Origin of the sequence: Polynucleobacter sp. AP-Sanab-80-C2 (assembly GCF_035012965.1) — a bacterium.
In the GTDB taxonomy this organism is placed as follows: domain Bacteria; phylum Pseudomonadota; class Gammaproteobacteria; order Burkholderiales; family Burkholderiaceae; genus Polynucleobacter.
On record NZ_JAYGQS010000002.1, the window covers coordinates 141,101 to 163,864 of the forward strand.

Sequence of the window (22,764 nt, forward strand, 5' to 3'; positions counted from 1 at the left end):
AAATTGGGGATTTAATTGGCAGGAAGTAAAGAACCCATCTTGGCCTGTTTGCGGATATTCCACAAGAGATCAATCGCTTTACTCATCTCAGCTGGATGAGCTCCACCGCTAAAGGTGGCTAAGCGCATTGCCTTATCGGTGATTTCAGCGCGTGAAAGGGTATTGCCAGGATCGCCTTTGGGTTCATCAACGCGACCATCGAGAACTTGACCGTTATTCAAATGAACTTTGACTTTGCCAATCCAACGTTGGGGATAAGCGCTATCCACTTCGGGATCGAGCGTCATCGTGACGCGATCTCTAAACAAGCAAATCGCTTCATCATGGAAGTGTTCATCGAATTCTTGTAAGCCAGCAAACTGATAGTGTGCAATGAGTGCCAATACAGTACCCATAGAAAACTTCGATTGATGCACTGTTGCAGGATCGGTGACTGGACCCAAGACATCAATTGCACCTTGGTGTACTAAAGTTTCCACTTTAGCGATATCACTAGGTTTGAGTTTGTTGGCAAGCATGACTTGCAGAAGAGCATCAGCAGCAGGATGGGTATGGCGACAAGAGGCATGATATTTAAAACTCGTTTCTGCTAAAGCCCAACGACTACCTAAGCGGTCCACTAATTTACTTGGATCTGCATCGCTAGACATGCCAGCGGCTAAACCTTGTTTGCCTTCTAGGATATGATGTGCGCCAGTAAAACCAGCTTGTGCAATATAGGCCGACATTAAGCCAGTAGCGGCAGCGTGTGCCGTATGCAATTGCTTAGAGTCTGCGGCATCGCGTAGAAATTCCCAAAGACCTGCCGATTGAGTGCCTGCAGAACCAAAAGCATTAAGCATTTTTTCAGGGTTGAGTTTGAGTAAACGACCGACAGTAGCAGCTGCTGCAAGCGTACCTGCAGTACCCGTAGTGTGAAAAACTTTGTAGTGTGAGCGGCCTAAAAATTCTCCAACCCGAATGCCTACTTCATATCCTGCTACTGCGGCAACCAGCATATCTTCACCAGAGGCCCCAATCGCTTGCGCACAGGCTAAGGCTGGAGGAAAAACTACAGTAGCCGGATGAAAGACTGAGCCATTGTGAACATCATCTTGCTCTGCTACATGTGAGGCCGCAGCATTCGCCATCGCTGCTAAGAATGGGCTCGAGGTTTTACGATTGATCAGGATTTCAGAAGGGCCAGTATGAGTAGCATCAAAGCCACCCATATTTAGGGCGAACTGGGTAAGCGTTTCTACAGGGCGCGAACCCTTACCCGCAATTGCAGATCCAAACCAGTCTACTAAAAGATCTTCTGCGCGACTAATCACATCGTTAGGAATATCAGCAATTTTTAGATTGCTAGCAAAGCTTGCTAATTCACGAGATAAATGTTCATTACTCATCGGGTTGCGGCCTCAAGTTTTCTTTTTTAAACGACTGTCTTATTACGCAAGAACAGCGGTAGCTTGCATCGTGAGCCAGCCTTCGTGGTCTTGTGCCCATATTGCAAGTGTTTTGCCAGAAGGATCTTTTTCTAGATCAGGCTTAGCGCTAACTTTAAAGAGATTGATATCAAAGGTAGGGCGTATCGCGCGGAACTCAAAGCTCTTTAACTTGCAACCAGGAATACTCTGACGCACAAGATCAACCAAGAGTGTCGCAATCAACGGACCATGAACGATCAAGCCTGGATAGCCTTCCACTTCGGTAACGTATTGACGGTCGTAATGAATGCGGTGTCCATTAAAAGTCAATGCTGAGTAACGAAACAAGAGAACATCATCGGGAGTAATCGTTTTGCTCCACTTGGCATTGGTAGGCGCTGGTGTTGGTGCTACCGGTTTGTCATCAGGACCAGGCGCATCACGATAGACAATGTCATGTTCTTCAATGATGGCTAAGCCTTGTTGATTTGAGACTTGATGTTTCACCAAAACAAAAATTAAATCACCAGTGCGACCTGCTTTATGAGTAACGGATTCAATTTTCGAAACACGCTGAATCTCATCACCGACGCTAATTGGCTCTAGCCATTGAATACGACTACCAGCCCACATCCGACGTGGCAGAGGAACGGGTGGTAAGAAGCCGCCACGCTTGGGGTGGCCATCAGGACCAATTTCAGACTGTCGTGCATGAGGTAAAAAATAGAGCCAATGCCATAGTTCAGGTAGGAAACTGCCCTTACTGGGTTCGGGATCAGGTCTATCTAGGGTTGCTGATAAAGCGCGCACTGGCGCGGCAGTGACGGTGTCAGATAGAGACTCCGTTTTACCGAGCCACTCTTGAAGATGGGTGATGGTTTGAGGTTGGATTCGCATAACTTCTATTATGCCAATCTTAGGAAAGAATCTTAGCTGATCAAAATAGCGGAAAAGTGGATCAACAGGCCCGCTAAGGCTGAGCCACCCAATACGGTCATCACCCCTTTTTGGAATTTAAAGAGGGCTATCGCTGCCAAGCCACAAATCAGCATAGAGATCCAGGAAATGGTGCCACCTAGACCATGGGGTAAAAATACGTGATAAGCAAAAAAGAGACCAAGATTGACGATCACGCCAACCACTGCTGCTGTAATCGCCGTGAGAGGTGCTGTAAAGCTCATCTTGCCATGGGTTGATTCCACCAAGGGTCCACCAACCAAGATGAAGAAGAAGGATGGCAAGAAGGTAAACCAAGTAGCCACAACTGCCCCTAGTGCACCAAACCAAAATGGACTGCTATTGCCAATGAGGTGCTGAATATGTCCAGCGAGGTAACCAACAAAAGCAACGACCATGATCAGTGGTCCCGGCGTCGTTTCACCAAGAGCCAAACCATCAATCATTTGGTTGGCACTTAACCAATGAAATTGATCTACTGCACCTTGGTAGACATATGGCAACACGGCATAAGCGCCACCAAAAGTCAGAAAGGCTGCCTTTGTAAAGAACCAAGCAAGATTGGGAAAGAGCGTTTTCCAATCAAAGATAGCTATCAAGATGCTCATCGGAAGTAGCCAGCAAGCAAAGGCAATGGCACTATGAACTAAAGTTTTTTGATAATGAAATTGAGCATGCGCTGGGGTAGGGGTGTCATCATCAATGATGGCCTTGCCGTAGCTTTTCACTGCTTTGTTGTTATGACCGCTTTGCTGAAAGTATTCTGGGTAACGCTTGCCGCCCCAGCAACCAATAGCGGCAGCAAGCAAAACAATGATAGGGAACGATAAGTTCAAAATAAAGATTGCTAAGAATGAACCCAATGCAATCCATTGCAACGCTTGATTGTGAATCGTACGTTTGCCAATACGCACTGCTGCATGCAAAACAATAGCAGTGACCGCCGGTTTGATGCCAAAGAAAATCGCAGCGATCCAAGGCACTTGTCCATAGGTGAGATATACCCAAGACAGACCAATCAAAATCAATAGTGAGGGCAATACAAATAGGGTGCCAGCCAGAATGCCGCCCCAACTACGATGCATTAACCACCCAATATAGGTAACTAGTTGCTGGGCTTCGGGGCCAGGCAAGACCATGCAATAGTTCAGCGCATGTAAAAAGCGCCGCTCAGAAATCCAGCGACGCTTCTCTACTAACTCTTGATGCAGAACAACGATTTGTCCTGCGGGCCCTCCAAAACTAATAAAGCCTAACTTAGCCCAGAATTTGAGGGCTTCGCCTAATGAAACCGAACTACTCAAGCGTCTTCCATTCCACCAACGACTTGGCTAAAGCCGTTATCAACATAGATGATTTCAGCGGTAATGCCGTTGGCTAAATCCGATAACAAGAAAGCAGCAGTATTGCCAACATCATCAATCGTGACGTTGCGACGCAGTGGTGCAGTTTTTTCAACCGCTTCTAAAATTTTGCTGAAACCTTTAATGCCAGAAGCAGCCAAGGTTTTGATTGGGCCAGCAGAAATACCATTTGCACGAATACCCTTAGGACCAACAGAGCCAGCGAGGTAGCGCACGGAAGCTTCGAGGGATGCTTTGGCTAAACCCATGGTGTTGTAGTTGGGAACATTCTTCATTGATCCAAGGTAGGTCAATGTTAGTAATGAAGATTTATCGCGCAGCATTGGCAATGCTTCCTTAGCCATTGCTGGGAAGCTGTAAGCAGAGATATCATGGGCAATCTTGAAGCCCTCGCGTGAGAGACCTTCCAAAAAGTCACCAGCAATCGCTTCACGTGGGGCAAAGCCAATCGCATGGACAAAGCCATCAAATTGTGGCCAGGATTTGGCTAGATCTTTAAAGAGGGCAGAAATTTGCGCATCGCTACCAACATCACAGTCAAAAATGAGTTCGGTATTGAATTCTTTTGCAAAATCGACGATTCGGTCCTTAAAGCGTTCACCCACGTAAGTCAGGGCAAGTTCAGCGCCTTCGCGATGGCAGGCCTTGGCAATACCATAGGCAATAGAGCGGTTGGAGAGGAGGCCGGTAATGAGGATTTTTTTGCCGGAGAGAAAGCCCATGATGTGTCCTTTACTTCAAATATGATTTGCTATCTACAATTGTTGCATATATGTCAGCTCAAACCCCTTTTCGCCAAATTGCTCATTTCTTGCTGTTAGCCCTGCTAGTTGGGGTTGGCAGCAATATTGCGCAAGCGGCGCAAGGTATAGCGCAGTACGGTAAGCCGAAGTACGCAGATGGATTTGCCCATTTTGACTATGTCAATCCCAATGCCCCCAGAGGCGGCACTCTGACTTTGCCAAACCCTGGGCAAAGAACCAGTTTTGATAAGTTCAATCCATTCACCTTGCGGGGTGTCACGGCCCCAGGAATAGATTTGATGTTTGAATCCCTCGCCGAGGGTAGTGCGGATGAAGTATCTAGTATTTACGGACTACTTGCTGATGATATTGAGATAGCTAAGGATCGTCAGTCAGTCACGTTTCGTATTCGTCCAGAAGCCAAATTTTCAGATGGCAGTCCAGTATTAGCGGCAGATGTAAAACATAGTTTTGACACCTTGATGAGTGGCCTTGCACATCCTCGCTATAAAACGACGTTTGCTGATGTGAAACAAGCAGTCGTCATCTCGGATCGAGTAGTACGGTTTGACTTTAAGAACAACAATACTGAATTGCCGATCATGGTAGGAACGCTGCCCATTTTTTCTCGTAACTGGGGAAGGCGTCCTGATGGCAGCATGATTGCTTTTGATAAGCTAGCCTTTGACGCACCGATTGGCAGTGGCCCCTATCTGATTGAGTCCTTTAAGGCGGGGAAATCAATTGTCTTTAAAAGAAACCCGCAGTATTGGGCTGATCAACTTGCAAAGCCATTAAATGTGCGGGTGGGTTTCTATAACTTTGATCGCGTGCTCTACAAACTTTATAGTGACGATGCTGTGCGACTCGAGGCATTCAAAGCAGGGGAGTTTGATGCTCTAGTGGAATATCGCGCCAAGATTTGGGCGAAGGGTTATGTCGGTTCTAAATTTGACAATGGCACACTCTTAAAGAAGGCCTTCATTAACCATAATGGCGCAGGTATGCAGGGCTTTGCCATGAATGTACGTAAACCGATTTTTCAAGATCCGCGCGTGCGGCAAGCATTAGGCTTAGCTTTGGATTTCGAGTGGTTGAATCGCCAAATATTTTTTGATCAGTACGGTCGTATTAATAGCTTCTTCACTAATAGTGATTTAAGCGCAAACTTCGATGGTCCCCGTAAACCCACAGAAGCAGAACTCAAATTACTCAAACCGCTCAAGGCGAAATATCCACAATGGGTGCCAGATGCCGTATTTGGTCCGATGCCATTACCACCATCAACCAAGTCACCGGGTAGTCTTCGTCAAAATCTGCGTCAAGCTCGTGAATTACTCATGCACGCTGGCTGGCAGTATCGTGACGGTGCTTTGCGCAATGAAAAGGGTGAACCGTTTCGTATGGAGATGGTGGAGAACGGCGGTTTTTTCTTGAGAATTCTCTCTGCTTATGGTCGCAACTTAGAAAAGTTGGGTATTCAGCTTGATATTCGTACAAGCGATTTTGCCTTGTACCAAAAGCGCATGAATGAATATGACTTCGATATGACAACCACTCGCTTCCCAGATTCTCAGAATCCTGGTAATGAATTGTGGGATCGTTTTGGTAGCCAGGCTGCCAAAGAAAAGGGTTCAGACAATATCATTGGTGTGCAGTCGCCAGTCGTAGACGCTTTAATCGAAGAAATCACTAAGGCGCAGAATCGCGAAGAGTTGCGTGCTGCTTGTAGAGCGCTCGATCGTGTACTGTGGAATAGCTATTACGTGATACCGCAGTGGTACAACCCCACTCACCGAGTTGCCTTCCGCAATGAGATGCGCTACCCAGAGCCTCCTTTGTATTACCAGGCAGAACCTTGGATCATGCAAAACTGGTGGAAAGAGGGGGCTAAATAATGCAAGGACAAATGCGCGCCTATATTTTTAAGCGTTTGTTACTTATGATTCCAACTTTGTTGGGTGTCTTGACCTTAACCTTTGCAGTGGTTCAGTTTGTGCCGGGTGGTCCAGTCGAGCAAATGGTATTGGAACTTAAGGGTAAAGGTGATGCAGCGGTTGGGGGTACAGAATCTTCTGGTGCTGGAGCGACCTATCGCGGACGTCAAGGTATTGATGCGCAACGCTTAGAAGAAGTCAAAGCCTTATATGGTTTTGATAAGCCACCACTCGAGCGTTACTTCATGATGTTGGGCCGCTTTGCTAGATTTGATTTAGGCGACAGCTATTACCAGCATGAGAGTGTTTGGCGTTTAGTAATTTCTAAGTTGCCGGTATCAATCAGTATTGGTTTGTGGACATTCTTTATTACCTATTTAGTTTCTATTCCATTGGGAATAGCCAAAGCAGTGCGTGATGGTTCTCGTTTTGATGCGGTGACTAGCACCATGATCTTAGTAGGCTATGCCATTCCAGGTTTTGTCTTAGGCGTTCTTTTATTGGTGATCTTTGGTGGCGGTAGTTTTCTGCAAATCTTTCCCTTACGAGGGCTGACCTCCGATAACTGGAGTGATTTGAGCTTGATTGGTAAGGTGATGGATTATTTATGGCACCTAGTGTTACCAATTACCGCTTCGGTATTAGGTAGCTTTGCAGTGGTGACGATGTTGACCAAGAACTCTTTCTTGGAAGAGATTCGTAAACAGTATGTATTGACTGCAAGAGCCAAAGGCCTCACGGAAAAGCAAGTGCTTTGGAAGCATGTGTTTCGCAATGCGATGTTGCCCTTAGTCACCGGTTTTCCAGCAGCTTTCATTGGTGCCTTTTTTACGGGATCCCTCTTGATCGAAACCTTGTTCTCGCTAGATGGTCTTGGTTTGCTCTCTTATGAATCCGTAATGCGCCGTGATTATCCAGTGGTCTTTGGCACTTTGTATCTCTTTACCTTGATTGGCTTATTTACGAAGTTGATCTCTGATCTTTGCTACGTCTATGTTGATCCTCGCATTCAATTTGGTGCTGGAGGCGGGTCATGAGCCGTTGGCAGCGTTTTAGAAGTAACCGCAGAGGTTATGCCAGCCTGTGGATCTTTCTGATTCTCTTTGGTCTTTCTCTGGGTGCCGAGCTCATTGCGAATGACAAGCCTCTATTAGTGCGTTATGACGGCCACTTTTATTTTCCAATAGCAAAGAATCAGGCTGAGACTGTCTTTGGTGGAGACTTTGCGACGCCAACGGATTTCTTGGATCCTGATATTCGTCACAATATTACGAGTGATGGCAATTGGGCGATCTATCCACCGATTACTTATAGCTACGAGACGCTGAATTATTTTTCTCAAGTTCCTAATCCGGCGCCACCGTCTTGGCAAAACTGGTTAGGCACCGATGATCGTGGACGCGATGTACTCTCGCGTCTCATTTATGGCTTCCGACTATCAATTCTGTTTGGTTTAGCACTCACGATTGTGGGCGTGAGCGTCGGCATCATTACTGGTTCTCTAATGGGATTTTTCGGTGGTAAGTTTGACTTAATTTCCCAGCGCTTGATTGAGATTTGGTCGGCAATGCCTGAGTTATATCTGCTGATCATCTTCGCCTCAATCTTTAATCCCAGCGTTTCGCTACTTATCATTTTGTTAGCGGCATTTGGTTGGATGGGTTTATCTGATTATGTCCGTGCAGAGTTCTTTCGTAATCGAGCCCTTGAGTATGTGCGGGCTGCGCGGGCATTGGGTCTCACGAATCTGCAAATTATGTGGCGCCATATTCTGCCCAATAGTTTGACACCGGTGATCACCTTTTTGCCATTCCGAATGAGTGCCGCCATTTTGTCGCTGACAAGTTTAGATTTTCTTGGTCTGGGTGTTCCTCCAGGAACGCCTAGCCTGGGTGAGTTACTGTCACAGGGCAAGGGTAATTTGGATGCATGGTGGATTTCGCTCTCCACTTTTATTGTCTTGGTGGCGACATTACTGTTGCTGACCTTTATGGGTGAAGCGCTGCGTGATGCGTATGACTCTCGCAAAGCTGGCCTGATGAGTGGAGGCCGCTCATGAGTTTGCTGCGCTATGAAGACCTTTGTATTTCTTTTGGCGCTGGGCGCCGTGAGAAGTTTGCCGTTAATCATCTCAACTTAGAAATTGGCATTGGTGAGAGAGTAGCCTTAGTGGGTGAGTCTGGCTCAGGAAAAACCTTAACTGCGCTTGCCCCTTTGCGGCTAGAGCCTGAGGGCACTAAAGTCTCTGGAAAAATTCTGTGGAATCAAAAAGATGAAGGGATAGTCGATTTGTTGTCCTTGCCCATAGAAGATATTCGTGAGATCCGTGGTCGTGAAATTGCCATGGTGTTTCAGGAGCCGATGACGGCACTGAATCCTTTATTTACCATCGGCAATCAAATTATTGAAGCAGTGCAGATTGATCAGCCCCTCATTACTAAGTCTGACAGCATAGATGCAGCGATTGATCTCCTTAAAAAGACGGGTATCCCGGAACCCGAGCGCCGCTTTCATTCCTACCCACATCAACTATCTGGCGGTCAACGTCAGCGTGCCATGATTGCGATGGCATTAGCTTGCAAGCCACGTCTGTTGATTGCAGACGAACCAACTACTGCCTTAGATGTCAGTTTACGTTTGCAAATTTTAGATTTGCTGAAAGAGTTACAAGAAGAATCTAAAGAAGATGGTGGCATGGGAATTTTATTGATTACCCATGACCTCAATCTCGTAAAGCACTTTGCTGGACGTGTGGCCGTCTTGAATCAAGGCAACTTGATGGAGTCTGGGCCAACTAAACAAGTGTTTAATCATCCGACCGATCCTTACACGCGCGCTTTAGTGAATAGCGAGCCTGTTCGCGAGCTCGCACCGGTGATGCCCTTAGCGCCCGTACTATTAAAGACAGAAGAGTTATCTGTCGCATACCCAAGTTCAGAGTCGACTTCTTGGTTTAAAAAAGCACCTCCCCATAAGGTCTTGAAAAAAGTCAGCTTTCATTTGAAGCAAGGCCAGACCATTGGCGTCATTGGTGAGTCGGGTTCAGGTAAGACTACTTTAGGTATGGCCGTGCTTGGTCTCTTAGGAGATTCTGCAGCGCAAGTAACAGGTGATGTCGATGTACTTGGTAAAGATTGGCAAACACTGAAGCCGGTAGATCGACGTGCGATGCGTTCTAGCCTGCAAGTGATATTTCAAGATCCCTTTGGTTCGCTCTCACCGCGGATGAATGTGATGCAAATTATTGCGGAGGGTTTGGATGTTCACCATCCGAACTTATCGCCAGCCGAGCGTGAATCTCGTGTGGTCGATATGCTCAAAGAAGTGGGCTTGGATCGCTCAGCGTTAACTCGCTATCCGCATGAGTTCTCTGGAGGTCAACGGCAGCGTATTGCGATTGCCCGCGCTTTGATTTTGCGGCCGCAGATATTGGTCTTGGATGAACCTACATCCGCATTAGATGTTTCGATTCAGAAACAAGTGCTCGCCTTACTTTCAGAATTGCAGAAGAAGTACAACTTAGCTTATTTGATGATTAGTCATGACTTAGCAGTCATCCGCGCCATGTCTCATGAGGTGATGGTGCTCAAAGAGGGCAAGGTGGTTGAGTTTGGCGACACTGAGACCCTGATCAAGCACCCCAAACAGGTCTACACCAGAGAATTATTTGCGGCTGCCGAACTGACTTAGTTAGAGCCTAAAACCCTATTCTATGGGCTATTTTGGTGCATTTGACCCGCATTCATGCACCAAGTTCTGAAAAATCATCCATGTAAACAAAGACTTAAGACTATAGTCAAGGCTTGGTTAAATAAGGGTTCTTTGTTAAACTGGTTCGATGTCACTAAAAAAAGCGCTGCTTACACAAATCTTGGGTCTCGCCCTGGGTTTGACTATCTCTGTATCTGCAAATGCCGCAGATACCGTGGTGGTAGCTGACGCACCAACTGAAGCAGTAGTTCCAAAAGAAAGTATGTTTCAAGCTGGTAGGGCTTATATCTCTCGAGTGTCTGACCGATTAGCGGATACCGTGACCGGAAAATCTGAAGAGATGATTAATCGCGCCATGGAAGTGATTGGTGTGCGTTATCGCTGGGATGCTGAATTACCTCAGTCTGGTTTGGACGGTAGTAGTTTTGTTGGTTATGTATTCAAAGACAAGTTGGGCTTCTTGTTGCCACGCAAGTCAACGCAAATGAGTCGGGTTGGTAAACCGATTGGTCGCGATGAGCTGCAACCAGGCGACCTTGTATTTTTCAACACGATGCGTTTAACTTTTTCTCATGTGGGTATTTATGTTGGTGACAATAAATTTATTCACTCACCATCCAAAGGCACCAGTGTTCGTGTCGACGATCTAGGTAGCCTGTATTGGGATAAACGTTTTGATGGCGCCCGTCGTCTAGATGGCACTGACAACCTCAATGATGCCGAGCGTCAAGAGTTGTTAAACGAAGTCAAGAATCTCAAGCGTAAGTCACGCAGTCTCTAAAGTCCTCCCTTTCGGGGCTTTACCTAGTTAGCCTTTCAGCTTTTCCTTGATCAAAGCCATTTGTTCTTGGCTTGCGACTTCGCCAGCCAAGATGGCTGCATTTCTGGACTTGAAATCGCCACTACTCATTTGCTTCAGTTGCGGAGTAATCACGATATCGGCACTCTTGAGTTCATATTGATTAATGCTTCTTTGCATAATCGAAATGGTTTGTTGTAACACTCCAAAGGTGCCACTGGCATCTTGATGGACTGGCTCTGAAGAGATGTTCACTGCAATCACTAGAGTAGCTCCCATTTGTCGGGCATAACTTACGGGCACGGGGGCTACTAGACCGCCATCCAGATATTCCTTGCCGCCAATCAGAGTGGGTTGGAAGACTCCAGGTACGCTACACGATGCGCGCACTGCTTGGCCAGTATTGCCTGTACGAAATAAAACACCTTTGCCTGATTGCAATTCGGTGGCGACAATTCCTAATGGAATACGCATCTGTTCAATGGCCTTGTTTTGTACTTCTCGATTTACCATGTTTTGCAGGGCATCACCTTTAATAAGTCCGCCAAAACGTCCCGCAAATGGCAGCCCCCAGTCTGCAATCGTGGCTTCATCGAGATTGAGGGCTAGGCGATTGAGATCATTACCGGTGGCGCCAGAGGCAAGCAGGGCAGCAATGACGCTACCGGCACTGCTACCGACCACAATATCAGGGCGGATGCCTTGAGCCTCTAGGGCCTTAATTACCCCAATGTGGGCAAATCCTCTTGCTGCACCGGCACCTAAAGCCAAGCCAACTACTGGCTTTCTTGTTCCCATGAGGCCGCACGAGCTGAGGGCTCCAGCACTGAATAGGGCGCCCATACTGATGCCAAGGCCCAATAAGTGGCGTCGTTCAGGAGAAACTAGGCGTTTTGATGAAATATTGTGCATATGGCTATTGTATTGAGCCTACCTTATAATAGGTTTACGGTGAACGAAAAGGACTTCGTTGCAGCGCGGGCATATTCCCTAACTAGAAATTATGAGATGGATTGTCCGTAGTCGCTAGAAAACACCAAAACCCATTACTGAAATACATTTTTTAAAGCCTACTCAGGATGATTCCTGACAGCCCGACTTTTATGGACGATCACAACAAGCGCGTTATTGAAACAGCCCTCCTGTGCGCGCAGGAGCCACTCACGGTTGCTGACCTGTCTCGTCTATTTGTCGAGGACATCACCACTGCTGATATTGATGAGACATTGCTTGAGTTGCAGCGCGCTTGGGACAATAAAGGCATGGAGCTGGTGCATATTGCAACTGGCTGGCGCTTCCAGAGTCGTTTATCGATGCGTGAGTATCTTGATCGCTTAACGCCTGAGAAGCCACCGAAGTACTCCCGTGCAGTGATGGAGACCTTGGCAATTATTGCCTATCGTCAACCAGTCACTCGTGGTGAGATTGAAGAAATTCGTGGTGTTGCTGTGAGTAGCAACGTGATGAAGCAATTAGAAGACCGTGGTTGGGTGGAAGTGATTGGCCATAAAGATACGATTGGCCGCCCTGGTTTGTATGCCACTACTAAACAATTTTTAGACGACTTGAGTCTGACCAATCTTCAAAGCCTGCCTATGTTAGAAGATGCAGCGCCGATGGCTGCTGCTGAACAATTAGGTCAGGTTGTCATGGAATTTGATCCTACTGCCACAGTAGAAACCGTTGTGATTGAAGAGTCTGAAGAAGTGGTAGTTGAAGAAAGCTCCGAAATCATCGCTGAAGAAGTTACCCCCGAGTCTGAAAATCCATCAGACGAAACAAAATAATTATTAATGACAAGTTCTAACGAAAACGATTCAACTCCAGTAGTACCTGCAGCAACGCCATCACATACTGATACAGGTTCTTCTCATGCAGAAGGCCCTCAGGGTGAGGGAGGTGAGCGCCCGACACGAGATGATCGTGGCCCACGTCATCCCCGTCGCGCTGGAACAGGTAAGCACCCTTTTAATAAGAAGCGCCCCTTCAATAAGGATAAGCCTCGTCGTGAAGGTGAGGCCTCGCAAGGTCCGCGTGAAGGTGGTGGCAATCATGCGGCTAAGTTAGCCCCAAATCCTGCAGACGTTGAAGCATTATTTGCTTCGGTGGTGTCTGGTGAGTTTGATGCAGCTCTTGATGCGCCAGAAGCATTAGAGGTTAAAAATTCAGATGGTTTCAATGAGAATGAAATCTCTCATCAAACAGGTGCTGAGCATCGCGCACAACGCGCACATGGTGCTCGCGAGGATGAAGATCCAGATGCGCCTACTGAAGAAGAGATGAGCAGTTTGCAGTTTACAAACATCGATGAATTGCCTCTCAGTTTGCGTGATGAAGTATGGTCTGACCTCGATGGTTTAGATGATGATGCTGATGACGAAGATACCGTCAAGCTCCATAAAGTGTTAGCAGATGCTGGCATGGGCTCACGCCGTGACATGGAAGATTTGATTGTGCAAGGGCGCGTATCAGTTAATAGTTTGCCTGCACATATCGGCCAACGCATTGGACCTACAGATCAGGTGCGCATTAATGGCAAGCAAGTGCATCGTAAGATTCAGACTAAGCCACCACGCGTCATTTTGTATCACAAGCCTGCTGGCGAAATCGTAAGCCAATCCGATCCAGAGGGTCGTCCAACCGTATTTGATCGCCTGCCAAAGCCTCGTCAAGGTCGCTGGATCGCAGTTGGTCGCCTGGACTTTAATACTGAAGGCTTGTTATTGTTCACCACCTCTGGTGAATTAGCTAATCGTTTAATGCATCCGCGTTATGGTGTGGAGCGTGAATACGCAGTGCGTATTTTGGGTGAGCTAAGTCAAGACAACACTGCACAATTAAAGAGTGGTATCAAGCTCGATGATGGTCAAGCACGATTTTTACGGTTAGCAATGGGTGGTGGCGATGGTGCAAACCGTTGGTATCACGTTGCTTTAACAGAAGGTCGTAATCGTGAAGTGCGTCGCATGTTTGAAGCAGTAGGTCACACGGTTTCTCGTTTGATTCGGACACGTTATGGCATGTTCCTTTTACCTCCACGTTTAAGGCGGGGAAAATGGGAGGAAGTTGAGGCCGGTGGCATCTATAACTTGATGAAGTCTGCTGGCTTAAAAATGCCACAGCCGCAAGATAAGAGTCGCAATCCAAATGCTGGTGGACAAAGTCGTAATCCTGCTAGCGCAGATTTCCAACCCGATCCAATGCAAACCTCGGTTTCTTATTGGGGCTCACGCGATGCTTTAACCCTAGCGAGTGGTCATAACGGTTTGACTCATCAAGGTAGGGGCGGCAAGCCTGGCGGCAGTGGGTCTGGTGAAGGACGCGGTCCTTTCCGGGGCCGCACCCAAGGCGGTCGACCTGGTCAAGGCGGTGGTCAAGGCAGCCAAGGTGGCCAGGGTCAAAACCGTAATAAAGGCAAAAAAGTACACCATGGTCAATCTGCATTTGTGACCGCCAACGCCCAAAGCCCTGGAAATGGGCCTAAGCGCGGCGCACCAAAAGGGCGTAAACCTTTTAATAAGGGCCCTAGAAAGCCCCGAAATCCTGGCGAAAGCTTCTGATTTCTAACAGTTTTCTCTAAAAATCAGCTATAATTTTGGTCTTGCAGCACAAACATGCTGCAAGTGTTGTTACCGACTGATGTTGCGATCAACGTAAGTCGGCCTGTTCTGAATTTCGAGAATATGGGCTTTGAAGCCCATTTTTTTTTGCCGTTTTGGTTTGAAGGGAAGTTGTGAGGGATCAGAAGATCATCTCTGCAGAGTTGGAGAACTTGGGCTACACGCTAGTCGATATTGAGCGTGAAGCTGGAGGATTACTGCGCGTCACAATTGAAAACCCGGATTACGAGCGTTTGATTACTGTTTTGGATTGCGAGAAGGTAAGTCATCAATTGAGTTACACCTTGCCGGTAGAAAACATTCCTTATGAGCGTTTGGAAATTTCTTCCCCAGGCCTGGATCGTCCCGTAAAGACAGCAGTTGATTTTGAGCGCTTCACTGGAATGGAAGTAGATTTGAAGTTGCGTGTTGCTGTTGGTAGTCGTAAGAATTTTCGTGGTGTATTGCAAGGTTTGCTGAGTGGTGAATTGAATTCACCGGATGCGAAATTTGGTTTGGTATTTGAGGGTGCTGATGGTCAGCCCTCTCAATTGGAGTTTTCTTTAGCCGAGGTCGATAAGACTCGGTTGGTCCCTGTTATTGATTTCAAAGGAAGAAAGTCATGAGCCGAGAAGTTCTCATGTTGGCAGACGCCCTAGCGCGTGAAAAGAACGTTGATCAAGCCATTGTGTTTGAGGCGCTTGAAATGGCGTTGGCATCAGCCACTAAGAAGCGTTACGCAACTGAAGATGTGGATATTCGCGTATCTATCGACCGTGAGTCTGGTGAATACGAAACCTTCCGCCGTTGGTTGGTGGTTCCTGATGAAGCCGGTTTGCAAGAGCCAGATAAAGAGATTTTGCAATTTGAAGCCAAAGAGCAAATTCCTGATATGGAAGTAGGTGACTATATTGAAGAGCAAATCGAATCTTTAGCTTTCGGTCGTATCGGTGCACAGGCTGCTAAGCAAGTCATTTTGCAACGCATTCGTGATGCTGAGCGTGAACAGATTTTGAATGATTACCTCGAGCGTGGCGAAAAAGTCATGACCGGTACCGTTAAGCGTGCTGATAAGAATGGTTTGATTATTGAATCTGGCCGTGTTGAGGCATTGCTGCGTCGAGATCAAATGATTCCTAAAGAGAATTTGCGTTCTGGTGATCGCGTACGTGCATACATCCTCAAAGTGGATCGTGAAGCCCGTGGCCCACAGATCGAACTGTCCCGTACTTGCCCAGATTTCTTGATCAAGTTGTTTGAGAACGAAGTTCCAGAGATGGAGCAGGGCTTGTTAGAGATTAAGGGCGCTGCCCGTGATCCTGGTATCCGCGCAAAGATTGCGGTGGTGACTTATGACAAGCGTATTGACCCAATCGGTACATGCGTTGGTGTGCGTGGTACACGCGTTACTGCAGTGCGTAATGAAGTGGCTGGCGAAGCAGTGGATATCGTGTTGTGGTCTGAAGACCCAGCGCAGTTTGTGATTGGTGCTTTAGCACCAGCACAAGTATCTTCAATCGTAGTGGACGAAGAGCGTCACGCCATGGACGTGGTGGTCGATGAAGAGAACTTGGCAATCGCCATTGGCCGTAGCGGACAAAACGTTCGTTTGGCAAGTGATTTGACTGGTTGGCAAATCAACATCATGACTCCTGAAGAGTCTGCTGAGAAAACTGAAAAAGAAGCTTCTTCCGTGCGCCAATTGTTTATGGACAAATTGGACGTAGACCAAGAAGTGGCCGATATTTTGATTGAAGAAGGTTTCAATACATTGGAAGAAGTGGCTTATGTGCCATTGTCTGAAATGTTAGAAATTGATTCATTCGATGAAGATACTGTGAATGAGTTGCGTACCCGCGCACGTGATTCCTTGTTGACGATGGAGTTAGCAAAAGAGGAGCGTATTGGCGAGGTGTCACAAGACCTACGTTCCTTAGAAGGAATGACCACAGAATTGATTGCCAAGCTTGCTGACAATCAAGTACATACCCGTGACGACCTTGCTGAACTGGCTGTTGATGAGCTGGTTGAGGCGACACAAATTGACGAAGAAACTGCGAAAACGCTCATCATGAAAGCGCGCGAACATTGGTTTACTTCATGAGAGGAAGTAGTACATGGCAACAACAACAGTAAAAGTACTCGCTAAGGAACTGAAAAGAACTGCGGCTGACCTCTTGGATCAATTGAAGGCAGCCGGGATCGATAAAGGTTCTGAGGATGACAGCATTACCGATAAGGACAAAACTGCCTTGCTCGAGTATTTGCAAAAAGCACATGGCAATACTGAAGCAGGGGCTCGTAAGAAGATCACTTTGATCAAGCGCGAGAACTCTGAGATTCGTCAAGCAGACTCTGCTGGACGTACTCGTACTGTGCAGGTTGAAGTTCGTAAAAAACGTGTGCTAGTAAAAGCAGGAGATAAAGCACCTGTAGCTGAGGAAGCTCCAGCAAAATCAGCTAAAGCAGCTTCGCCAACTAAACCAATTTTGTCAGAAGAGGAATTGGAAAAACGCGCCGCTGAAGCCACACGTCAAGCCGAGCTATTAGCTCGTCAAGAAGCAGAGATGAAGGCGGCTGAAGAAGCGCGTCAAAAAGAAGCTGCTGCTCCTGCTGAGGATGACAGCAAAGCTTCTGACGCTGCAGCTGTTGAGAAAAAAGCAAAGGCAGATAAAGCTGCAAAAGAATTAGCTGCCAGCAAAGAAAAAGAGTTGGCGGATATTCGTTCACGTCGTGCAACTGCTGAGGCAGAAGCCTTAGCCATTCGTGACATGATGAGTGCGCCTGCTCGTGTCCTGAAGGCTCCAAGCGAGATTGCTGCTGAAGATGCGAAAAAAGGGACTTTGCACAAGCCTGCAAAAGCAGAAGGTGCTGAAGATAAGAAAAAATCACCCGCTAAAGTTGGTGGCAAAACGATTAAGTCTTCCGAGACTTCATCTACTTGGCAAGAAGAGGGCGCTAAGAAACCAGGCGGTCTGAAGACTCGTGGCGACACTTCTGGTGGCGTTGGTGGTTGGCGTTCAGGTGGCGGTCGTAAGAAGCAGCGTCAAATCGCTGAAGCGAACGTCGATACCAACTTCCAAGTGCCAACTGAGCCTGTAGTGCGTGATGTGCATGTTCCAGAAACGATTACCGTGGCTGAGCTTGCTCACGCTATGGCAGTCAAGAGTGCAGAAGTCATTAAGTTATTGATGGGTATGGGCCAAATGGTCACCATCAATCAAGTGCTGGACCAAGATACCGCGATGATCATTGTTGAAGAGATGGGTCATAAAGCCCACGCTGCAAAATTAGATGATCCGGATTTAGATATCGGTACAGACGGTCATGATGCTGAATTGTTGCCGCGCCCTCCAGTGGTGACTGTGATGGGTCACGTTGACCACGGTAAAACTTCTTTGCTCGACAAGATTCGCTTAGCAAAAGTCGCCTCTGGTGAAGCTGGTGGTATTACTCAGCATATTGGCGCATACCACGTAGAAACTCCGCGCGGCATGATTACTTTCCTAGATACTCCGGGTCACGAAGCGTTTACCGCAATGCGTGCACGTGGTGCTAAGGCAACTGATATTGTGATCTTGGTAGTAGCTGCAGATGACGGTGTCATGCCGCAAACTAAGGAAGCGATTCACCATGCGATTGCTGCTGGCGTACCTTTGGTGGTTGCCATCAATAAGATCGATAAACCAGAAGCCAATTCAGAGCGTGTGAAGACTGAGTTAGTGGCTGAACAAGTGGTTCCTGAGGAATACGGTGGCGATGTGCCATTTATTCCGGTATCTGCCAAAACGGGCGAAGGCATTGATGCTTTATTAGAAAACGTTCTCTTACAAGCCGAAATCTTGGAACTCAAGGCACCTAAAGATGCTCCTGCACAAGGCCTTGTCATTGAAGCGCGTTTGGATAAAGGTAAAGGTCCGGTTGCAACGGTATTGGTTCAATCGGGCACACTCAAGCGTGGCGATATGTTGCTAGCAGGTTCTACCTTTGGTCGTGTACGTGCTATGTTGGATGAAAACGGCAAACCCTGTAATGAAGCTGGCCCCTCTATTCCAGTGGAGATTCAAGGTTTATCCGAAGTTCCAGCTGCTGGCGAGTCAGTTCAAGTGGTTCCTGATGAACGTAAGGCGCGCGAAATTGCACTCTTCCGTCAAGGTAAGTTCCGTGATGTGAAGTTGGCTAAACAACAAGCATTCAAACTTGAAACCATGATGGAAAACATGGAAGAGGGCGCGATTGAAGCGAAGTTGTTGCCATTGATCATTAAAGCTGACGTACAAGGCTCTCAAGAAGCTTTGTCACAGTCCTTAATGAAGCTTTCTACACCAGAAGTCAAGGTACAAATCGTTCATGCTGCTGTGGGCGGCATTACTGAAACTGATGTGAACTTAGCGGTTGCCTCTAAAGCGGTCATCATTGGCTTTAACTCCCGCGCCGATGCAGCAGCGCGTAAGCTGGCTGAGAATAATGGTGTCGATATTCGTTATCACAACATTATTTATGATGCGGTTGATGAAGTAAAACTCGCCTTGAGCGGTATGTTGACTCCAGATAAGAAAGAAGAAATCACTGGCTTAGTTGAAATTCGTCAGGTCTTCTTGGTATCTAAGGTTGGCGCTATTGCAGGTTGCTTAGTTGTTGACGGTATCGTTAAACGTACATCAAGTGTGCGCCTCTTGCGTGAGAATGTCGTGATCTGGTCAGGCGAATTAGATTCACTCAAACGCTTTAAAGATGACGCAAAAGAAGTTCGTGCCGGTGTTGAGTGTGGCTTGTCATTAAAAGGCTATAACGACATTAAAGAAGGCGATCAACTAGAAGTATTTGAAGTGACTGAAGTCGCTCGTTCACTCTAATTGATTGACTATGCATAAGACGAGTCCGCATCGTAACCAGCGTCTTGCTGATCAGATTCAGCGAGACCTGGCCGAGTTAATTCCTCGCGAGTTGCGCAGCCCAAGTCTAGGTTTAATTACTTTGCAAAGTATTGAACTCTCGCCTGATTTGGCACATGCCAAAGTCTTCTTCACAGTGCTAGGTGCAGAACCAGAGCATGCTCTGAAGGCTTTACAGGAAAAAGCGGGTTACTTACATTCTTTATTGTTTAAGCGTTTGCATATTCACACTGTGCCAACTTTGCACTTTCACTATGACAGCTCAGTAGAGCATGGCATAGAAATGTCTCGATTGATCGACCAAGCTCTAGAGAGCGATCATCAAGACGAGAATAAATAAACATGTCCACGCGTATCGACGGCGTTGTATTGCTAGATAAACCCGCAGGCATGAGCTCTCAGGGGGCGGTGACCGCCGTCAAACGCGCATTCAACGCAGAGAAAGCGGGCCATACTGGTACTTTAGATCCCATGGCCACCGGATTGCTGCCAATTTGCTTGGGTGAGGCCACCAAATATTCTCAAGACTTACTGGAAGCAGATAAAACGTATATCGCTCAAGTGAAGTTTGGTTCTCGCACCGACACTGGTGATGCTGAAGGCTTAGTCATAGAAGAATTGCCATTACCTACTTTTGAAAATGAAGCGGTGATTCAAAACGCATTAGATGGATTGCTAGCAAAATTTACTGGCCTCATCACACAAATACCGCCGATGTATTCTGCATTAAAACGTGATGGCAAGCCTTTATATGAATATGCTCGTGCTGGTGTTGAGCTTGAGCGCACTCCGCGTGAGATTACGATTCACAAGATTCGCTGGACGAATATTCAATGGCCAGAAGCTATTTTAGAAGTTTCTTGCAGCAAGGGCACCTATATTCGTGTGCTCGCTGAAGATCTTGGTAACACTTTAGGTTGTGGCGCTCATTTAGTAGGGCTACGCAGAACGGAAGTAGGTCACTTAAGTCTTGAGCAATCCTTTACGATTGAATCGATTCAACAGGCTTTGCACGATAGCTCTAGCTATATCCTCCCGGTGGATGCGCTCTTGCAGACTTTGCCCCATCTGACGGTAGATGAGCAACAAGCTAAACGTTTAGAAATGGGCCAACGGGTTCCATTAAACCTGGCTTCCATTGAAGCTTTAGTTCGTATTTATCGCACTACAGCTGCACCCCATAACTTTATTGGCACTGCTGATTGGCGCTCTGGAGTATTGCATCCTAAGCGTTTGATTTCGCAGGCAACTTAACCTTTTTTACTGATCTTTAACCTTAGAAGCTTCACATGACTAAACGCGCACTTCGTAACATTGCCATCATCGCCCACGTTGACCACGGTAAAACTACTTTGGTTGACCAACTCTTGCGTCAATCTGGCACATTCCGCTCTAATGAAAAAATGACCGAACGCGTCATGGATTCAAATGATCTTGAAAAAGAACGTGGCATTACTATTTTGTCCAAGAACTGTGCAGTTGAATATGACGGCACACATATCAACATCGTCGATACCCCTGGACACGCAGACTTCGGTGGTGAAGTAGAGCGCGTACTCTCGATGGTGGATGGCGTATTACTCCTGGTGGATGCGGTTGAAGGTCCAATGCCACAAACCCGTTTCGTCACCAAGAAAGCCTTGGCTTTGGGATTAAAGCCTATCGTGGTGATCAACAAGGTAGATCGCCCAGGCGCACGTTGTGATTATGTTATCAACGCAACCTTTGAGTTGTTTGACAAATTAGGCGCAACTGAAGAGCAGCTGGACTTCCCAGTCGTATTTGCTTCTGGTTTGAATGGTTATGCTGGTTTGACTGATGATGTCCGCGAAGGGGATATGCGCCCATTATTCGATACCGTACTCAAACATGTTCCAGTGCGCGATGACAATCCTGAAGGTCCTTTGCAATTACAAATCACCTCTATTGAATACAGTACTTACGTCGGTAAGATCGGTGTGGGTCGTGTAAACCGTGGAACAGTGAAGCCATTGATGGACGTAGTCTTTATGGATGGCCCTGATGGCACTCAGCGTAAGGGGCGTATCAATCAAGTATTGAAGTTCCGTGGCTTAGAGCGTGAATTAGTAGATGAAGCGCAAGCGGGCGACATCGTATTGGTTAATGGTATCGAAGACTTGGCTATTGGTACAACCATTTGCGCACCAGACGTGCCAGAAGCGTTACCAATGCTCAAGATTGACGAGCCTACCCTGACTATGAACTTCATGGTCAACACTAGCCCATTAGCTGGTCGTGAAGGCAAGTTTGTAACAAGCCGTCAGATTCGTGAGCGTTTAGACCGCGAATTAAAATCCAACATGGCATTGCGTGTTAAAGATACTGATGATGACACCGTATTTGAAGTGTCTGGTCGCGGTGAATTGCACCTCACCATCTTGGTAGAGACGATGCGCCGTGAAGGTTACGAGTTGGCGGTTTCCCGTCCTCGCGTGGTGTTCCATGAAGAAGACGGCGTCAAGATGGAACCATACGAAAACTTAACAGTCGACCTTGAAGACACCACACAAGGTGCTGTCATGGAAGACTTAGGTAAGCGTAAAGGTGAATTACTCGATATGGTGAGTGATGGCAAAGGTCGTACTCGTCTTGAGTACCGTATTCCTGCACGGGGCTTGATTGGCTTCCAAGGCGACTTCATGACCATGACCCGTGGTAACGGTTTGATGAGCCACACTTTTGACTCTTATGCTCCGGCAAAAGAAGGTATCTTGGGTGAGCGCCATAACGGCGTATTGATTAGTCAAGATGACGGCGAAGCCGTTGCTTATGCTTTGTGGAAGTTGCAAGACCGCGGCCGTATGTTTGTGAGCCCTGGCGATCCTTTATATGAAGGTATGGTGATTGGTATTCATAGCCGTGATAATGATTTGGTTGTGAATCCCATTAAAGGCAAGCAATTAACTAACGTTCGCGCCTCTGGTACCGACGAAGCAGTGCGCTTAGTTACTCCAATTGCTATGAACTTAGAGTACGCAGTAGAGTTTATCGATGATGATGAATTGGTTGAAGTCACGCCAAAGAGTATTCGGATTCGTAAGCGCTACCTCAAGGAGCATGAGCGTAAAAAAGCATCACGCGAATAAGCTCGCTCAAATGAAGTAACAAAAGCCACCTGCGGGTGGCTTTTTTCATTAACTTAGAACTTTTTTCAAAGGTAGATTATTACCCCGCACAAGATTAGTGCGCCAGTAGTATCTATGCCCAAAATTGGGTTAAAGTCGTCAAAAAGAGGGCATTCTTAATATTTCACCTTAATCAAAAGGAATAATTTGGAGTTACAGACTATCTGAAAGTAGTTTCACATGGGCTAAATATCCTGAATCAAT

18 protein-coding genes are annotated in these 22,764 nt (G+C 46.9%); 13 read left to right on the plus strand and 5 right to left on the minus strand.

Annotation, left to right across the window (positions count from 1 at the left end; translation table 11 throughout):
* Nucleotides 1-11: 11 nt before the first annotated feature.
* Genes VC178_RS03890 through fabI form a run of 4 tightly spaced genes read right to left on the minus strand, consistent with a single transcriptional unit; the run spans nucleotide 12 to nucleotide 4,452 of the window.
* A complete protein-coding gene (locus tag VC178_RS03890; protein ID WP_323481659.1) occupies nucleotides 12-1,388 on the minus strand; it encodes an MmgE/PrpD family protein in 1,377 nt (458 codons plus the stop codon).
* Between the two features lie 42 nt (nucleotides 1,389-1,430).
* Nucleotides 1,431-2,306 (minus strand): FAS1-like dehydratase domain-containing protein, encoded by an 876-nt coding sequence (locus tag VC178_RS03895; RefSeq protein ID WP_323481660.1) that lies wholly within the window; start codon nucleotides 2,304-2,306, stop codon nucleotides 1,431-1,433.
* A 32-nt stretch (nucleotides 2,307-2,338) separates the two neighbouring features.
* A complete protein-coding gene (chrA, locus tag VC178_RS03900) occupies nucleotides 2,339-3,670 on the minus strand; it encodes a chromate efflux transporter (protein WP_323481661.1) in 1,332 nt (443 codons plus the stop codon).
* Nucleotides 3,667-4,452, minus strand: a complete 786-nt coding sequence (gene fabI / locus VC178_RS03905; protein WP_323481662.1) for an enoyl-ACP reductase FabI — start codon at nucleotides 4,450-4,452, stop codon at nucleotides 3,667-3,669. The genes chrA and fabI overlap by 4 nt, the downstream gene beginning before the upstream one ends.
* A gap of 50 nt (nucleotides 4,453-4,502) precedes the next feature.
* Here fabI and VC178_RS03910 point away from each other — a divergent pair, with 50 nt between their 5' ends.
* The 5 genes from VC178_RS03910 (at nucleotide 4,503) to VC178_RS03930 (ending at nucleotide 10,902) form a co-directional block, all read left to right on the plus strand.
* A complete protein-coding gene (locus VC178_RS03910; RefSeq protein WP_323481663.1) occupies nucleotides 4,503-6,371 on the plus strand; it encodes an extracellular solute-binding protein in 1,869 nt (622 codons plus the stop codon).
* An 11-nt stretch (nucleotides 6,372-6,382) separates the two neighbouring features.
* Nucleotides 6,383-7,447, plus strand: a complete 1,065-nt coding sequence (locus tag VC178_RS03915) for a microcin C ABC transporter permease YejB (protein ID WP_215297336.1) — start codon at nucleotides 6,383-6,385, stop codon at nucleotides 7,445-7,447.
* The gene (locus VC178_RS03920) at nucleotides 7,444-8,469 is read left to right on the plus strand and encodes an ABC transporter permease (protein ID WP_323481664.1); all 1,026 of its coding nucleotides are present in this window, start codon (nucleotides 7,444-7,446) and stop codon (nucleotides 8,467-8,469) included. The genes VC178_RS03915 and VC178_RS03920 overlap by 4 nt, the downstream gene beginning before the upstream one ends.
* On the plus strand, nucleotides 8,466-10,100 hold the full coding sequence (locus tag VC178_RS03925) for a dipeptide ABC transporter ATP-binding protein (RefSeq protein ID WP_323481665.1): 1,635 nt from the start codon (nucleotides 8,466-8,468) through the stop codon (nucleotides 10,098-10,100). Before VC178_RS03920 ends, VC178_RS03925 begins: the two co-directional genes overlap by 4 nt.
* A gap of 148 nt (nucleotides 10,101-10,248) precedes the next feature.
* The gene (locus VC178_RS03930) at nucleotides 10,249-10,902 is read left to right on the plus strand and encodes a C40 family peptidase (RefSeq protein ID WP_323481666.1); all 654 of its coding nucleotides are present in this window, start codon (nucleotides 10,249-10,251) and stop codon (nucleotides 10,900-10,902) included.
* Nucleotides 10,903-10,929: 27 nt separating this feature from the next.
* Here VC178_RS03930 and VC178_RS03935 read toward each other — a convergent pair whose 3' ends face one another.
* A complete protein-coding gene (locus VC178_RS03935; protein ID WP_215296704.1) occupies nucleotides 10,930-11,832 on the minus strand; it encodes a patatin-like phospholipase family protein in 903 nt (300 codons plus the stop codon).
* Between the two features lie 191 nt (nucleotides 11,833-12,023).
* Between VC178_RS03935 and scpB the strand changes: the two genes are divergently transcribed.
* The 8 genes from scpB to typA all read left to right on the plus strand — a co-directional run bounded on the left by scpB (nucleotide 12,024) and on the right by typA (nucleotide 22,521).
* Nucleotides 12,024-12,707, plus strand: a complete 684-nt coding sequence (scpB, locus tag VC178_RS03940; protein ID WP_215296705.1) for an SMC-Scp complex subunit ScpB — start codon at nucleotides 12,024-12,026, stop codon at nucleotides 12,705-12,707.
* Between the two features lie 6 nt (nucleotides 12,708-12,713).
* Nucleotides 12,714-14,480 (plus strand): pseudouridine synthase, encoded by a 1,767-nt coding sequence (locus VC178_RS03945; protein ID WP_323481667.1) that lies wholly within the window; start codon nucleotides 12,714-12,716, stop codon nucleotides 14,478-14,480.
* 173 nt (nucleotides 14,481-14,653) lie between these two features.
* On the plus strand, nucleotides 14,654-15,145 hold the full coding sequence (gene rimP / locus VC178_RS03950) for a ribosome maturation factor RimP (RefSeq protein ID WP_215320133.1): 492 nt from the start codon (nucleotides 14,654-14,656) through the stop codon (nucleotides 15,143-15,145).
* Complete coding sequence (nusA, locus tag VC178_RS03955; RefSeq protein ID WP_071465019.1) at nucleotides 15,142-16,623, plus strand: transcription termination factor NusA; 1,482 nt, start codon at nucleotides 15,142-15,144, stop codon at nucleotides 16,621-16,623. The genes rimP and nusA overlap by 4 nt, the downstream gene beginning before the upstream one ends.
* 13 nt (nucleotides 16,624-16,636) lie before the next feature.
* The gene (gene infB / locus VC178_RS03960) at nucleotides 16,637-19,375 is read left to right on the plus strand and encodes a translation initiation factor IF-2 (RefSeq protein WP_215296708.1); all 2,739 of its coding nucleotides are present in this window, start codon (nucleotides 16,637-16,639) and stop codon (nucleotides 19,373-19,375) included.
* A 10-nt stretch (nucleotides 19,376-19,385) separates the two neighbouring features.
* Nucleotides 19,386-19,754 carry a 30S ribosome-binding factor RbfA gene (gene rbfA / locus VC178_RS03965; RefSeq protein WP_215296709.1) on the plus strand — a complete coding sequence of 123 codons (369 nt, stop codon included), beginning with the start codon at nucleotides 19,386-19,388 and terminating at the stop codon, nucleotides 19,752-19,754.
* Between the two features lie 2 nt (nucleotides 19,755-19,756).
* Nucleotides 19,757-20,668, plus strand: a complete 912-nt coding sequence (gene truB, locus VC178_RS03970; protein WP_323481668.1) for a tRNA pseudouridine(55) synthase TruB — start codon at nucleotides 19,757-19,759, stop codon at nucleotides 20,666-20,668.
* A 35-nt stretch (nucleotides 20,669-20,703) separates the two neighbouring features.
* Complete coding sequence (gene typA / locus VC178_RS03975) at nucleotides 20,704-22,521, plus strand: translational GTPase TypA (RefSeq protein WP_215296711.1); 1,818 nt, start codon at nucleotides 20,704-20,706, stop codon at nucleotides 22,519-22,521.
* Nucleotides 22,522-22,764 lie beyond the last annotated feature (243 nt).

Coding starts and splice junctions, on each gene's coding strand:
- infB (WP_215296708.1), top strand. CDS start 16,637: ATGGCAACAACAACAGTAAAAGTACTCGCTAAGGAACTGAAAAGAACT.
- VC178_RS03925 (WP_323481665.1), top strand. CDS start 8,466: ATGAGTTTGCTGCGCTATGAAGACCTTTGTATTTCTTTTGGCGCTGGG.
- VC178_RS03915 (WP_215297336.1), top strand. CDS start 6,383: ATGCGCGCCTATATTTTTAAGCGTTTGTTACTTATGATTCCAACTTTG.
- VC178_RS03890 (WP_323481659.1), bottom strand. CDS start 1,388: ATGAGTAATGAACATTTATCTCGTGAATTAGCAAGCTTTGCTAGCAAT.
- rbfA (WP_215296709.1), top strand. CDS start 19,386: ATGCATAAGACGAGTCCGCATCGTAACCAGCGTCTTGCTGATCAGATT.
- VC178_RS03930 (WP_323481666.1), top strand. CDS start 10,249: ATGTCACTAAAAAAAGCGCTGCTTACACAAATCTTGGGTCTCGCCCTG.
- nusA (WP_071465019.1), top strand. CDS start 15,142: ATGAGCCGAGAAGTTCTCATGTTGGCAGACGCCCTAGCGCGTGAAAAG.
- typA (WP_215296711.1), top strand. CDS start 20,704: ATGACTAAACGCGCACTTCGTAACATTGCCATCATCGCCCACGTTGAC.
- fabI (WP_323481662.1), bottom strand. CDS start 4,452: ATGGGCTTTCTCTCCGGCAAAAAAATCCTCATTACCGGCCTCCTCTCC.
- scpB (WP_215296705.1), top strand. CDS start 12,024: ATGGACGATCACAACAAGCGCGTTATTGAAACAGCCCTCCTGTGCGCG.
- VC178_RS03935 (WP_215296704.1), bottom strand. CDS start 11,832: ATGCACAATATTTCATCAAAACGCCTAGTTTCTCCTGAACGACGCCAC.
- VC178_RS03920 (WP_323481664.1), top strand. CDS start 7,444: ATGAGCCGTTGGCAGCGTTTTAGAAGTAACCGCAGAGGTTATGCCAGC.
- VC178_RS03910 (WP_323481663.1), top strand. CDS start 4,503: ATGTCAGCTCAAACCCCTTTTCGCCAAATTGCTCATTTCTTGCTGTTA.
- VC178_RS03945 (WP_323481667.1), top strand. CDS start 12,714: ATGACAAGTTCTAACGAAAACGATTCAACTCCAGTAGTACCTGCAGCA.
- truB (WP_323481668.1), top strand. CDS start 19,757: ATGTCCACGCGTATCGACGGCGTTGTATTGCTAGATAAACCCGCAGGC.
- VC178_RS03895 (WP_323481660.1), bottom strand. CDS start 2,306: ATGCGAATCCAACCTCAAACCATCACCCATCTTCAAGAGTGGCTCGGT.